General features: G+C 49.1%; 12 protein-coding genes and 1 tRNA gene. 7 read left to right on the top strand and 6 right to left on the bottom strand.

Annotated elements, in window-relative coordinates:
- Positions 1–102: 102 nt before the first annotated feature.
- A complete protein-coding gene (locus tag AC3WQT_RS02320; protein ID WP_492701847.1) occupies positions 103–1,884 on the top strand; it encodes a S41 family peptidase in 1,782 nt (593 codons plus the stop codon).
- Positions 1,885–1,944: 60 nt separating this feature from the next.
- Here AC3WQT_RS02320 and AC3WQT_RS02315 read toward each other — a convergent pair whose 3' ends face one another.
- Both AC3WQT_RS02315 and AC3WQT_RS02310 read right to left on the bottom strand, forming a co-directional pair.
- A complete protein-coding gene (locus AC3WQT_RS02315; protein ID WP_492701845.1) occupies positions 1,945–2,235 on the bottom strand; it encodes a YciI family protein in 291 nt (96 codons plus the stop codon).
- A 142-nt stretch (positions 2,236–2,377) separates the two neighbouring features.
- A complete protein-coding gene (locus tag AC3WQT_RS02310) occupies positions 2,378–3,394 on the bottom strand; it encodes a ribonuclease T2 family protein (protein ID WP_492701843.1) in 1,017 nt (338 codons plus the stop codon).
- A 351-nt stretch (positions 3,395–3,745) separates the two neighbouring features.
- Between AC3WQT_RS02310 and AC3WQT_RS02305 the strand changes: the two genes are divergently transcribed.
- Complete coding sequence (locus AC3WQT_RS02305) at positions 3,746–4,192, top strand: hypothetical protein (RefSeq protein WP_492701841.1); 447 nt, start codon at positions 3,746–3,748, stop codon at positions 4,190–4,192.
- A 281-nt stretch (positions 4,193–4,473) separates the two neighbouring features.
- Here the strand turns inward: AC3WQT_RS02305 and AC3WQT_RS02300 are convergent.
- The 3 genes from AC3WQT_RS02300 to AC3WQT_RS02290 all read right to left on the bottom strand — a co-directional run bounded on the left by AC3WQT_RS02300 (position 4,474) and on the right by AC3WQT_RS02290 (position 6,036).
- Positions 4,474–4,547 (bottom strand) — tRNA-Gly (locus AC3WQT_RS02300).
- 73 nt (positions 4,548–4,620) lie between these two features.
- On the bottom strand, positions 4,621–5,028 hold the full coding sequence (locus AC3WQT_RS02295) for a RidA family protein (RefSeq protein ID WP_492701840.1): 408 nt from the start codon (positions 5,026–5,028) through the stop codon (positions 4,621–4,623).
- A 114-nt stretch (positions 5,029–5,142) separates the two neighbouring features.
- Positions 5,143–6,036: a LysR family transcriptional regulator gene (locus AC3WQT_RS02290; protein WP_492701838.1), complete on the bottom strand. Its 894-nt coding sequence runs from the start codon at positions 6,034–6,036 to the stop codon at positions 5,143–5,145.
- Between the two features lie 326 nt (positions 6,037–6,362).
- Between AC3WQT_RS02290 and AC3WQT_RS02285 the strand changes: the two genes are divergently transcribed.
- The 3 genes from AC3WQT_RS02285 to AC3WQT_RS02275 all read left to right on the top strand — a co-directional run bounded on the left by AC3WQT_RS02285 (position 6,363) and on the right by AC3WQT_RS02275 (position 9,467).
- Entirely contained in the window at positions 6,363–8,369 is a 2,007-nt protein-coding gene (locus tag AC3WQT_RS02285) for a sulfatase-like hydrolase/transferase (RefSeq protein WP_492701836.1), read from the top strand.
- A gap of 266 nt (positions 8,370–8,635) precedes the next feature.
- Positions 8,636–8,917 carry a hypothetical protein gene (locus AC3WQT_RS02280; RefSeq protein WP_492701834.1) on the top strand — a complete coding sequence of 94 codons (282 nt, stop codon included), beginning with the start codon at positions 8,636–8,638 and terminating at the stop codon, positions 8,915–8,917.
- A 43-nt stretch (positions 8,918–8,960) separates the two neighbouring features.
- Positions 8,961–9,467: a hypothetical protein gene (locus tag AC3WQT_RS02275; protein WP_492701832.1), complete on the top strand. Its 507-nt coding sequence runs from the start codon at positions 8,961–8,963 to the stop codon at positions 9,465–9,467.
- Positions 9,468–9,555: 88 nt separating this feature from the next.
- Here AC3WQT_RS02275 and AC3WQT_RS02270 read toward each other — a convergent pair whose 3' ends face one another.
- A complete protein-coding gene (locus AC3WQT_RS02270) occupies positions 9,556–10,551 on the bottom strand; it encodes an alpha/beta fold hydrolase (RefSeq protein ID WP_492701830.1) in 996 nt (331 codons plus the stop codon).
- A 415-nt stretch (positions 10,552–10,966) separates the two neighbouring features.
- Here AC3WQT_RS02270 and AC3WQT_RS02265 point away from each other — a divergent pair, with 415 nt between their 5' ends.
- On the top strand, positions 10,967–12,343 hold the full coding sequence (locus tag AC3WQT_RS02265) for a glycoside hydrolase family 88/105 protein (protein ID WP_492701828.1): 1,377 nt from the start codon (positions 10,967–10,969) through the stop codon (positions 12,341–12,343).
- Positions 12,344–12,369: 26 nt separating this feature from the next.
- Positions 12,370–13,623, top strand: coding sequence for a BT3233 family polysaccharide utilization protein (locus AC3WQT_RS02260; protein WP_492701826.1), 1,254 nt, complete (start codon positions 12,370–12,372; stop codon positions 13,621–13,623).
- Positions 13,624–13,813: the final 190 nt, after the last annotated feature.

Below are 13,813 nucleotides of genomic sequence, written 5' to 3'. Positions count from 1 at the left end.
ACTATGTTGTTTTAGTTGTAATTTCTTGGCGGCAATTTATAATAGTTTGATCGTTTCTATACTGTTTTTTTTGATATCACCTCTGTGAAAGTGACGCTCTTTGTGAAAAATACCAATACTGCTTCTGCTTTGACTTTGCGCCTGTTACTTGCATTTCCTTTGTTGTTGGCTGCCAGCCTCTCCAGTGCTACTGACCTCTCCGCCAGACATGCCGCTATCAAAACCATGATCAGCGAATCATCGCAGAGCGTAACAAACACAACGGAAAATATCCATCAACTCAGGAATGAAGCCAATGGTTTATCTAAACCTGATGCCAGTAAAGAAGATTTGCAAACCGCACTCGCTAAAATCAAACTGGCATTGACAGTGATAGAGAGTAGTGAATTTGAACGCCTGGCATTTGCGGCCCAGCACTATAAAGGACAACGTTTCAATTTCGTCATGGACGCGGCCTCGCTTGAGCTGCGCCTTGGCAACAAAGAAGGGTTTTTTAATTTATTGGAAAGCAGTCAGACCTGGGTTTTATTGCCCTCGTTAAAAGCATATCTGACCAGTCCAGCTTTCGATGCAGTCAAAGATGAGCCGCGTTTGAAAGCTTATCTCAAGCTGATAGATATACCTGCCAAAATGGGGAAAGAATCTGCTCTCGTCACTCCTTACAGAGACAATATCAGCAATGCAGAAAAAATTGCTGGCCTCTCCATGTTTTGGTCAGAAGTCAAACGCAGCTTTGTGAATTTCCAGAATGTTCCTGACCTGGATTGGGACAAGCTCTACCTCGAATATCTCGATAAAGTCACGCAAACCAAGAGTACCCGTGAGTATTATCAGGTCATGATGCAACTGGCCCCGCACCTGCAGGATGGACACACCAATATCTACGCGCCGGATGAACTGCAAGAGGTGTTTTATTCCCGGCCAGCGCTGGCAACTGCCCTGGTCGGCAAGAGCGTGCTGGTGACCAGGGTACTCAACCAGCAACTTGCGCAAAAAATCCAGCGTGGCGATGAGATCATCAGCATAGACGGCCAGCCTGTGCACGAATATGCAAGCAGCAAGATCGCTCCCTATGCCAGCAGCAGTACGCCGCAAGACAAAGCCGTGCGTGTGTACAGCTATGCGCTGTTAAGCGGTGATAAAAGCAAAAGTATACGTTTGGGCTTGCGCGATGCCGCTGGCAAAGAAAGAGTAGAGGTCGTCAGCCGTGGGCAGGACCGCGACGCGGCAGGTGACCCACCTTTTGATTTCAAAATGCTGCCCGGCGATATCGCCTACCTTGCCCTCGATCATTTTGAAAGTGATGCCGGTGTCAAAAAACTTGAATCCGTCATGCCCAGTATCATGAAAGCCAAAGGTCTGATACTTGATATACGCGCCAACGGTGGTGGGTCTACTTTGCATGGCGCAGCCATCCTGAGTTTTTTAAGCAAGAAGCCAGTGCCGTATGCCTATAGCACAGAAAGGCAAGAGAGCCATGTCATGCGTACTCAGAGTGACCTGATTCTGCTTGATACTCTCAGGGCTGGCATTTCCAAACCCTATACCAAGGAACGCAAGGAAGTCTACACTGGCCCGGTGGCCGTGCTGGCTGGCGCAAAAACTTTCTCTGCCGCAGAAGACTTCCTGATGTCTTTTGTCACTCTGCAACGCGGCACCATCATAGGCAGCGCCACTGCTGGCAGCACCGGCATGCCCATGTCCTTTAAATTGCCCGGCGGCGGCAGTGCCCGTATCTGCGTCAAGCACGACAGCTTTCCCGATGGCCGCGAATTCGTCGGCAAGGGCATCGCACCTGATATAGAAGTCGTACCAACAGTTGCCGACATACGCGCAGGGCGTGATGTAGTACTGGAGAAGGCGGTGGCTGTGCTTAGTAAATAGCAAGTATTGATACGGCAAAGCGCAGGAGAAATATACCCCCTGTGCTTGTCCGCAATGGGTTCAATTCACCAGCATGCTCACCAGGTCTGGTGCTGCCATGGATGGCAAAAATTCTGTCACCTTGTACTGCGCGATCCCTTCACGCTGGAACGGATCTTCCCGTAATATCGCTTCCAATACATCCTTGCCAGCCGCATTCGCCAGAATAAATCCACCGGTACGCGGTTCCTTGCGTCCCGATAGCAAAAACTGCCCTGTCGCATAATGCCGCTCAAGAAATGCACGGTGTTCGCTGACAAAGTTATCTACGATAGAAAGAGGCTGGATATAGGTGAGCTCGACGATGAACATGATAAGAAAATCTGGAGAGTAATGGTCTGGACGAAGGATAGTAAGGCGCAGTATGTGATTAACGGAGCCGGATCGGCTGCTATGTCAATTAATGAACATCCATGCCGGCGAAACGGTGCGCACAGCGCACCCTACAAACCACTTACCGTCCGCGCCCACTGGTCTCCACAATAATTTCATTGTCACACCTGTCCACCTGACGATTAAATCCTTCCGCATCACCGACCAGTTTAGCCAGGCCCTTGCCGGTTTCAAAATTCGTCGGCAGCTTCAGGCGTATCTCTTGCAGGTATTTACCATCAGCACAACTGAGCATGAAGTTCTGCGCAATTTTTTCACCCTCCTGTTTCTTGACCATCTCAAAGAAGTCTTTTACTGAGAATGACTTGCCCGCATGCTCCAGGATGAATTTGCCTACTGCAGAATTATTCACTTCTTCCACCGCTGCCGCTGCAGTCTTGAAATAAGTATCAGCATCGCGTGCCTGACAAGTACCGTGCTTGCTCCATTCGTATTCACCAAACTTGCTTTCAAACTGAAAATTCGGCATCCACTTGGCGATGCGCTTCACCGTGTCTGCTGACAACTTCATAGGCTCGGTCGAGCAACTGCCATAATTGATGCCGCATTCTTTTTTATTTGGCCACAGACCATGTAGGGTCAGGTTATTGATCTTCAGTTTGCCGCTGTTGATGGCATCGCATTCCGGCTTCTTGCCGCGATAAGCAAAATGTTCGCAAAAGCCGGGCTGCCAGGTGATGGCCAGTACATAACTGTCTTCCTGGTTAGCTGTGCTGCACATGGTCTGGTGCTCAGCTTCTCTGTTTACCTTGGCACGACCTGCCGGTGCATTCTCTTGCGGCACCTGATCCAGCTGCGCCGTGCCACAATCCCGCGCCACCCAGCGCAAGTTAGGATTGGCACCATCCACATCCACCCGCAACCAGCCATAGTTCCCAGGCTTGTTGATCTCTTTCACCGCATAGCTCTTACCTACTGCCGTATGCACGGCACCGGGATTACTTTGCTTGTTGAAAGACGAGTACAGTTCACAAGACTTGCTGGCGGTGAAGCTACCGTTGACGGGTTCGCTTGCATGGGCAGTAATACCCACACTGCTTTCTATAAGTATGATTAGTATTATGCGAGCGTAGTGCATGTATGGTTTCATATATGTGAAGAGTCCATTATAAGTTCCTTGCTTTGCTGATTTTTGGCATGCAATAATAATTTCACGTTTGAAATTATGTCGATATAAGTGATAAATTTTAAGATAGATTGTGCAACTATAAGACTATTGAGCATTGCTTACAATATTGTGCGTAATGTATAAAAATTGCATCGTATATACATGGGAGAAGAGGAGTTTTTCATTCCAGAGGTATCTGTATTCCAGAATATAGAATAGATAGCCAGTATGTTTAGGATTGTTTTATCCCGCTTCGTAATTTTTGCATGAAGACAGAAATCATTTTTTTGAAAAAAATGATGTTCAAAAAATTGGAATTTTATGAACAAAACTTTTACTGATGCACTAAAAGGATTATTTTGTTACATCGTGGTAATTGGTACTGCAGTGCTTCCGATTTTGTGGCCATCCAAGCTTGATTTGGTTCTTAATGGCGTTTTTTGGTCAGCCTTAGTTTTATTACTAGAGTGCTGTGCAATACTATGGTACCTCTACGTGTCCCATGGTGGGACGGAAAGACATGTAAGGTTCACGTTTGGTTTATTACTTGTAGTAGCAGCTTCGCTTATGTTTAACAGCTTCGAGTATTTCGCGAAAAATGTTAGCGAGAAGCAAGCTCTTTTCCCCGAGTCATATTCGACATTTTTTCTAATATTTAAGCAATCTCTCATTTATGTGAAAGATTGCATTTCCTTTGGTATTGCTGCTATTGGAGCAAATCTTGCGGCGCATTCTATTACCGAACCCAAGAAAATGGAAAATGCATAGATAACAATTGTGACGCTTTGGTGACGAAATATTTTATAAATGTATTTTCGGTGATACGCAGAATGAGTGGGCTAATTACTTATCGATTTCGCGTTACTTTTATAATTCGGAACTTGAAAATCAAAAGAAAATAATAATTTTCGACTTTGTCACTTGAACGAAGGATCAATTCACAACTAAATCGATGAACGTCTTACTTCGATCGATGAGAATGCATTTAAAATCATGTCGTATTAACTGTGCATTAGCTGAATGCGCTAAAGCAAGATAGCTGTTTTCTCTGGAGCGGGTGAAGGGAATCGAACCCTCGTATGAAGCTTGGGAAGCTGCCGTTCTGCCATTAAACTACACCCGCATGGCATATATTCTACGCGCATTTTTCAGGTGATGAAAATGCAAATATACGGCAGTTCCAGACTATCTGCTGATTACGGCACAGGATTCAGCTTTGCCACTGCTTCAATTTCTATCAAGGTGTCCGGTGTCGCCAGGGAAGCGACACCGATACCTGTCAGGGCCGGGCGGGATGTGCCCAGGTAGTTAAGTAATATCGGTACGATCTTTTCCATATGATCAGCGAGTTCGCCTCTGATATAGACGCGTAATTGCAGCAAGTTTGCTACAGACGAATTTGCTGCTTCCAGTACCGTCAGCAGGTTTTTGATTGCGCCCTCAGTCTGTGCTGCCATGTCCTGGTTTTTTACCTGGTAACTGCTGTCCCAGTCTACCTGACCTGATATGAAAATCAGGCCGCTTTCTGTATCTATCGCTGCCTGTGACAAGCCAAATGGTGTGCCGTCATACAGCGTAGCGGGATTGATCTTGTTGATACTCATGAAAACCTTTCTGTGTAATCTGAAATATTGTGTAAACACAGAGAAAGTTTAGTGATGGATGCTGCGCTTAGCCATCAAGCTAGGCTTGTAGCCGATACAAGCGGGGTTATGATGTCATGCCGTGGTTGAAAACTTTTGCTGTATTTTGTCAAGCAGCCACATCATGAATGCATCGTCCCTGGCGCTGGAGTGATACGCAGCAACGACTTCATATCCCGGTGGATACTTTTTAAGCGGTATTTCAAACAAGCCTGCACATGGCATCAGCCGCGATGGGAGAAAGCCGACCATATCGGATTGTTTTAGATATTCCTGCGCCATAAAAAACGAAGGTACCGAGACATGTACCTTGCGCCGCAAACCCTGTTGTTCAAACCAGCTATCTGCTGATCCTTTAAAGCTGGCAATGCCGGGTGATGTCACGACGAAGTCATATTCGACAAGACGTTCCAATGGTAAATAGTCGTCGAAGACAATATCTTTGTTGGCAGATACACAGACATATCTTTCAGTGAAGATGGCATCTGAAACCAAGCCCTCCGGCACATAGCCATTTGATGTCAGCGTCAGGTCAATTTCACCCTGATGCATTTTCTGTATCAGGTTTGCACTCTCGATATTGATGACGATGATTTTTACCTTGGGGGCAGAGAGTCTCAGCTCTTTGATCAACTCGCCGACGATGACTTTTTGCGTATAGTCAGTGGCAGATATCACCAGGGTTCGTTCTGTATTTTCTGGTGTGATTGTATCCGGCAGCGGGATTTCATTGAGATGGATCAGTATCTGACGGATATGCGGCTGTATCAGTTTCGCATAGGGCGTAGCCACTACGCCATGACCGGTTCGTACAAACAGCTGATCACTGAGGATGCCCCTGATTTTTTTCAGTTGCAGACTGATGGCTTGCTGCGAGACATCGAGATATTCCGCCGCTGCCGACAGGTTTTCAAACTTGTATAAGGCGTCGAGGGTTCTGAGGTGATTTATTTCCAGCTTTTCTATCATGCTGCCTCGGTTCGTGTTGCAATGAATTTTAAAAATGTAAGCAATCCTGATTCTCCGTGCAGCGTATCGGATTAGCGCCCAAGCGTCTACTTTCAGACCACTCAGTTTTGAATGCAATGAAATCTGCTTGTCATACAACGGGGGGCCTTGGCTTTTATTGCACCGCGCCAATTGAAAATTTTTGTGCACGTCCCACTTATATCTTTGTTTTTTCGATAAGCAGTATTAAAATTAACAATTAGATAATTTCAGTGCAAGGAAAAGCCTGATCTGCCCTTGCAGCAATGCCCCTCGATGTTCTGCCCCTTACCGCAAAAAGGATGATCATGAGCACAGCAAGCCCTACAGCCAGCAATTCTACAAATTCGACCAGCGATACCAGTGATACCAGCACCCCGCCAGGCAGGCCAAATATCCTGTTCATCATGGTTGATCAGATGCGTTATCCGCCGCGTTATTCAGATGATCCGCTGGATCCCTTGTACCAGATTTTGCGTTTTGAAGAGGGTAGCTTGGAGGACAATCCCTATGCAGAGCAGTTTCCCGGTTTCGTCAAGCTGCGTGAGAATGGGGTGTCGCTGCAAAACCATACCTGCTCCAGCATCGCTTGCGTGCCGGGCCGTGCCACCATCATGACGGGGCAATACAGTGCGCATAGTGGCGTGACGCAGACCGAGGGCATGTTCAAGGTCGATACCGACCCGGCCTTCCCGTGGTTGCCGCAAGACGGCGTGCCCACCATGGGCGACTGGTTCCGTGCGGCGGGTTATGAGACGCATTATTTTGGCCGCTGGGATTTATCGAACCCACCTGATGGCAGTCTGGAGAACTGGGGCTTTGGTGACTGGGAATATTCGACACCATCTGACCAGCGTTTTGGTACGCCCAATCTGGGCGTGTACCGCGACAAAACTTATACTGATCTCGTCACCACCTTCCTGCGCCGCAAGGGCGTGGGTGTGGAGGCGAACATGATCAACAGTAATAACCCCACCAATGCCAGCTTCAAGCTGCGGCCCTGGCTGGCGGTGGCGTCTTTTGTCAATCCGCACGACATAGGCGCTTATCCCTTTCCATGGCAACCAGCAGTAGAAACACCGGCAACACCGCCGACGCTGGGCGACATCATTGCACCTTATGGCGCACCGGTGAAAGGTACGCTCAGCCAGCCACCGGTGTATGGCAATGCCCCCAATCAATTCAAGGCCACCTACCGCGTACCGCTGAATCCTGATGGCTTCAAACTAGGTGATGTCAGGCTGCCTGCCAACTGGCGCGGTGATTTATCCAGCAAGCCAGATTGCCAGTACGATTATTCCTACAAGTTCCAGTTGGCGCTGACAACCCTGCGCGGTCAGCATGCCGTCATCCCTTCACCTTATCCCTTCAAGATGCAAAGCAATGCAGAGGACTGGTATCGCAACTACCTGGCGTTCTATCTTTACCTGCAGTACCTGGTTAATATCGAAGTCAGCACCATATTGGAGCGTCTGTATGAAAGCGGCCTTGATCAAAACACCATCGTCGTTTTCACCTCTGATCATGGCGAGCTGGCGGGGGCGCATGGTGGCCAGATAGAAAAATGGTGTGGCGCATATCAAGAAGCCACCCACATCCCCGCCATCATTTCTTCACCTTTGGTGAATAGCGACAAAAACATGCGCACCGTGCAATGCCATACCACCCATGTGGACTGGGTACCAACCCTGCTGGGCCTGGCAGGCTATGACCAGAACGACAGGCAGGCGCTGGCCAAATTTATTCAAGGTCATGATGTCAAACCCCTGGTTGGTGAAGACCTGGCACCCATCATCCGTGGTACAGCGCAAGAGACAGAACGCCGCGGCGTGTTGTTTGTATCCGACGACAATATCACCGCACCGCTGGACACCAACTACCTGCCCGATAAATACCAGTGGTATGTCGATATTACAGAGCGCCTGACCAGCCCCACCGGCAAGCCTACGGAAAGACAGCCCCTGACAGCACCTGGCCCGGTCGTACAACCCAACCATGTGCAATCTTATTTTGAAAAACCGTGGAAACTGGTGCGTTACTGGGAACCACAAAACCCCACCAATACTCAGTGGGAATTGTATAACCTTGATGCTGACCCAAATGAAAATCATAACCTGCTGCAATGGGACAAAACCACAGGTGCACCTGTTTTGCGTTCGGGCCAGATCGTTGAGCTTGGCCTTAATCTGGCGCAGACTGAATTTGATCTGGCCTATTTGCGCAAGGCTTTGAATCAGTCACTGGTCAAGGCGGGCTATACGCCGCAAAACATGCAGGATATGGGCATCGTGGCAGATGGGCAGGCACCGACCTGAAATGTAAATTTGTAGAGTGCGCTGTGCTTACTGCGGGGCAGTCGGCGGTAAGTAAAATACACGTTGCTGGCGCGTGGGTGCATTTCAAACGCCTCTCCCGTTCAGGGAGAGGCAGAGTGAAGGGAGCAGGATATTGTTGACCGCTCCAGAAATCAATTTGAACTAACAGATATAATCGCGAAAGACAGGTGCGCACGGCGCATCCTACAAAATCACAGCTCTCTTACTCCATAAAATATAGCGATTTATTCTTGTTCAATTCCTGCATGAGAAATTTCATCAACAGTTTCTTTAACAAGAAGCCTTTATTTAAATTTACCGTCTCAAATAATGACGCGAATGATCTGATCGTTTGGATCGAACCCTGGGCACATGATTTTACTTTGGAGCCGGGAGAAGATATCCTGATCACCTGCGACAGTACAGAAACTGATATGGGCATGCATAGAGAAAATGGTTTGATGCAAATTTATCTGAACTCATCATGCAGTTTTATCGTGCAGCAACAAGGGAAAATCATCCATTGTGGGCATAAGCGCAAACCTTAGCTACCGCTCAATAACGCCAACACCGCAATAATTTAGGCGAAGCATGAAGACCATCCGCACTTACTGGAAACTGTTAATGCTGTCATGCATATGTACAGCCATTGGTAATGCATTTTCTGAAGTCGTCATCGCAATTTTGTTGAGGAAATTATTTCCTGAAGAAGTGCGTTCTGTATTATCGCCTCTGGATATCATCCAACTTTTTGGAAAAGAAATAATAGGGACCCCTATCTTCCTGATAATCGTGACAGTGACTGGGTTTATCCTGCTTGCTATTTCACTGAGAAAGCATTTTCAAGCTATGCCTTTTGCGACGATAGTCTGGGGCACTTTGATCGGCATTTATCTCTCGCTTGTGCGCTTTATGGCGATGACTGACGCTATTGGAAAATTTTTTAGCTATCTCTTGCCAATAGAATGGGATATCGACTCATTGAATTTCATCTTTTTTGTTTTTGTCATTCCTTTGTCTATGCTGGCTGCTATTGTCGTCATTTTTAAAGCCTCAGCACAAAGTAAGCAAGCTGACATTATCCAGGCAACGCCGTAACGCAGGGTGTAATGTATTGCGCCGCATGGCTTTGATGTATGTTCATCGCGCTTAGGTGCAGCTTGCCTCAAGCCTCCAAATCACAAGTTTATTGTCTTCCAAACACTTTCCCCAAAAACTCCGTCATCGCACCTACGGTCGTCTCCAGCCATGGATCAAACAACCAAAAGCTGTGTGGTGTATCCGGTATCAGCACTGTGTATGTTGCGATATCCAGGCCCGTCAACTTTTGCACTATCTCCTCCCGCCCAAGGCTGAAGCGTTTTTGCGCGCTGGTTATGAACAAGATGGGCGGGGTATGTTGACCGACATGCGTCAGTGGCGATGCTTCTTTCCATAACTCAGGTTTTTCTGAATAAGTACCACCAAACCAGGCACCGGCGGAAGAAGGTTTTTTCTTTGGGTCGTCTTCATATTTGCGTGCTTCTTCTGACGTAAAGTCAGACAGGCCATCAATATTGATGGTGGCTTGCACAGCGCTGGAAACTTGGCTCAGGTGCACCTGCGGGTCAAACTCTGGCATGCCATTGGTGGCGCCAACCAGGGCGGCGATCTGGCCGCCTGCTGAACCACCGGCGACTGCAATGTGTCTGGGGTCCAGTTGGTACTCAGTCGCATGCGTGCGTAGCCAGCGTATCGCTGCCTTGACATCATGAATCGCCGCGGGGTAGCGGGCTTCGCCTGATAAGCGATAACTGACGGTGGCGGCAATGTAGCCGCGCGCTGCCAGGCGTATTGCCATGGGGGCGAGATTGTCACGTGTGCCTGAGCGCCAGCCGCCGCCATGTACCAGGACTATGCCCGGCAAGGCTGCCTTGCTGGTTTGTGCGGGCATGAACAGATCCAGTTGCAGGGTCTTGCCCTGATTGCTGACGTAGTCTATGTCCCGCAGTACCCTGACAGTCTCCGGTGGTGTTTTGCTGGCGACGTGGATGAAAGGGTAAGTGCTGGCCAGCTTTTGGTAGGTGCTTTCTGCCGTGTAGACGTTATCTGCAGGCGCGGGCTGGCCGGGTCTGGCACATCCTGACAGCATGCTTCCTGCCAACGATGTACCTGCAAGCAGTGTGGCGACAAGTCGATTCAAGCCTTACTCCATCATATACTTTTGGTAATGCATCCAGCCCAATTATGGCAGGTTCTTGTCCAGGCTTTGTTCAAGCTTATCGGGCAGCATTCAGGAATTATCGCATAATCATGCAATAAGCGGCTAGTCCACATTGCATTATTGGACAGGCCAATTTAAAATGGTCTGACCAATTATTGCAATATATGTAATTGAAGCAAGAAAAAACAAATAAATCAGGATTTACGCAAAATTGTCCCAGCAAGGCGGAGCGACGAAGACAGTACTTTAGTACGGCTAGGAGCTTCAACGCAGTTGGGGCGGTTTTGCGTAAGTCCTATAAATGAGACATTTCAACAAACTTTCCAGGCAGGCGCATATGAAATCAAGTTCCATCCTTGTTAATACTTTTGCCAAGACGCTCTTTGCAACAGTTATGGCATCCTTATTCTTATATGGCACTGCTTATGCTGAAGGGGGGTATCGCAACCGTGACAATAAGGACCTGAAAGATGCAGGCGAGGGGACTTACCCCGTGCCTTACCAAAAGCCGGAAGTGGCCGAAATTACTGAAGCCCTGCATCGCGTACGCGCCTATATGGAATCAGTCACGCCTACCCGCGTGATACAAAAGGGGAGTGGCGCAGAGGTCACAGACTTTAGCAAGCCACCGGTTGCCGATGCGATTTTTGAGCCGGCCAAGGGTGACTTTGGCATCCTGGTCTATGAAATGGGTGTGGTGCACGCCGGGCTGATGAAGGCGGCTGAAGTCACAGGCGACAAAAAATTTACAGCAATGACAGAGCGCCACCTGCAGTTCTTTGCCAAGACCATGCCTTATTTTGATGCGCAAGAAAAACAGTTCCACCTGGAGCGCGCCAACAGCTTTGCGCGCTTTCTTGACCCGCGCTCGCTCGATGACAGCGGTTCCATGTGTGCGGCACTTATCAGGGCCAAGTTTGCCAGTATCGGGCCAGACCTAGGCAATATGATCAAGGTGTGCAGCAATTTCGTCGCTAAGCAACAGTACAGGCTGGCTGATGGCACCCTGGCCAGAAAACGCCCGCAAGCCTCTTCCCTGTGGTCTGATGATATGTATATGGGCGTCATGCCGCTGGCTGAGTTCGGTCACCTGACCAAAGACAAAGCGTATTTTGATGATGCAGTCAAAAACGTTTTGCAAATGTCTGCCTATATGTTCAACAAGCAGGCCGGTATCTACACCCACGGCTGGAATGCGAATAACCCAGATGCACCGCGCTTTTACTGGGCGCGTGCCAATGGCTGGGCCGTGCTGACCATGTCAGATGTGCTCGATGTGCTGCCCAAGGATCACCCAGGTTATCCCAAAGTGCTGGCGCAACTGCGTGCTACATTGAATGGCATAGCCGAACTGCAGTCTGGCCAGGGTCTCTGGCACCAGATGCTGGACCGCAATGACTCTTACCTTGAGACATCTGCCAGTGCCATGTTCGTGTACACGATTGCCCACGCCATCAACCAGGGCTGGGTCAGCCCGACGACCTATGGCTCCATTGCCCAGGCTGGCTGGAATGCACTCTACCCACGCATCAATGCCAAAGGCCAGGTCGAAGGCACTTGCGTAGGTACTACCTTCGCCAGCGACCAGGTGTATTACTACAACCGCCCCACCAGTGTAGATACTTTGCATGGCTATGGCCCCGTGCTGCTGGCCGGCGCTGAAATGATCAAGTTGTTGAAGAATCCAGCGATTGAAGTCCAGCATAAGGTACGCACCTACCACTATCTGCCTGCTGGCAATAGCAAGACAGATTATCGCGAACACCATTGACGCCTTACACCTAACGGACACCCACAATGAAATCCATCGCCATGAAACAGACTTTGCGTTGCCAGATACTTCCACTAGTTTTGAGCAGTCTGTTTGCTGCAGGTGTGACCAGTGCCGCCCACGCTGTCGACAAACTCACCATACAAGTCAGCCATGATCTCGACGCGGCACGCCCGTCTGAAACCATCACGCTACCCTGGTCAGAAGTCAATAAGGCCTTGCCCGGCGCACTGATACAACGCATTGCCGTCAAGGATGCAAAAGGCAAAGTGCTGGCACATCAGGTGACCAATGTCGCGCCCTTGTCAAAAGACCCCAAGGGTGAAGGCATTGCCTATGGTGAACTGATTTTTCAATATGACTTTGCCCCCGGTGAAAAACAGGCAATCTTCAACGTGGAAAAAATCGACACCCTGGTGCCTGTATTTGAAACCAAGGCCTTTGCCCGCTACATACCAGAACGTCTGGATGATTTCGCCTGGGAGAATGACAAGATAGGTCACCGCACCTACGGCCCGGCACTGGAAGCGCCCGCGCCAGCTGGCAGCAATAAAGAAGTCTTGCGCAGCAGTGGCCTCGACATCTGGTTCAAACGTGTGTCCTACCCCATCGTAGACCGCTGGTACAACAAGGGCCATGACCATTACCACAAGGACGAAGGTGAGGGCATGGACATGTACAACGTTGGCCGTTCACGCGGTTGCGGTGGCACCGGCATCTGGGACGGCCAAAGCCTGTACACCAGCGCCAACTACGCCACCTGGAAAGTCATCGCCAACGGCCCAGTGCGTACCGTGTTTGAACTCAGTTACGACAATTGGGATGCGGCGGGCGTCAAAGTGTCAGAAGTCAAACGCTTCACCGTCGATGCTGGCCATCTGTTTGACCAGATGGAAAGCACCTTCAGCTTTACCGGCCCTGCGCAATTGAAAGTCGCCTTGGGATTGAATAAAACACCGACAGACAAAGGTCAGAACCCCGTCATCAAGCTGACGAAAAACCAGGTCACCCCATCCATCACCCAATGGGTAGAGCAGGCCAGCAATGGTTCCATCGGCACCGCGATTATTTTGCCAACCGCCGAGGGCTATGCCGAGGACAAACTCAACGACCTCATCGTCGCTACAGTCTCTTCCGGCAAACCATTACGCTATTACGTCGGTGCAGCCTGGGACAGAGCCAGCCCATACAACAGCAATGAAAAATGGCAAGCCTATGTCAAGGCGCATGCTGAAAGAATGCAGCATCCCATCAAGGTGCTTGCGATCAGCAAGCCATGATTGATTGTAATTTTTTTTTGAATGCCATATAGACCCGTAAGTTGCGTTTCAACGCATGCGTAGATAGCAGGATTTGTATAACTTGCAAAAAGCCATACATCTCATGAGATGTATGGCTTTTTGCTTTCACTCGATTTGCACGAATTAAGAAAGAGGTAAGATTGCTACCCTGAATGCAGCCCTTGAGTTT

Source organism: Undibacterium sp. FW305-107, from assembly GCF_058788535.1.
This window is presented reverse-complemented; position numbering and strand designations above follow the sequence as displayed.

Excerpts from the sequence above, each read along its gene's own strand:
- AC3WQT_RS02305 (WP_492701841.1), top strand. The coding sequence starts at position 3,746 with ATGAACAAAACTTTTACTGATGCACTAAAAGGATTATTTTGTTACATC.
- AC3WQT_RS02280 (WP_492701834.1), top strand. The coding sequence starts at position 8,636 with ATGAGAAATTTCATCAACAGTTTCTTTAACAAGAAGCCTTTATTTAAA.
- AC3WQT_RS02295 (WP_492701840.1), bottom strand. The coding sequence starts at position 5,028 with ATGAGTATCAACAAGATCAATCCCGCTACGCTGTATGACGGCACACCA.
- AC3WQT_RS02315 (WP_492701845.1), bottom strand. The coding sequence starts at position 2,235 with ATGTTCATCGTCGAGCTCACCTATATCCAGCCTCTTTCTATCGTAGAT.
- AC3WQT_RS02260 (WP_492701826.1), top strand. The coding sequence starts at position 12,370 with ATGAAATCCATCGCCATGAAACAGACTTTGCGTTGCCAGATACTTCCA.
- AC3WQT_RS02290 (WP_492701838.1), bottom strand. The coding sequence starts at position 6,036 with ATGATAGAAAAGCTGGAAATAAATCACCTCAGAACCCTCGACGCCTTA.
- AC3WQT_RS02285 (WP_492701836.1), top strand. The coding sequence starts at position 6,363 with ATGAGCACAGCAAGCCCTACAGCCAGCAATTCTACAAATTCGACCAGC.
- AC3WQT_RS02265 (WP_492701828.1), top strand. The coding sequence starts at position 10,967 with ATGGCATCCTTATTCTTATATGGCACTGCTTATGCTGAAGGGGGGTAT.
- AC3WQT_RS02275 (WP_492701832.1), top strand. The coding sequence starts at position 8,961 with ATGAAGACCATCCGCACTTACTGGAAACTGTTAATGCTGTCATGCATA.
- AC3WQT_RS02310 (WP_492701843.1), bottom strand. The coding sequence starts at position 3,394 with ATGCACTACGCTCGCATAATACTAATCATACTTATAGAAAGCAGTGTG.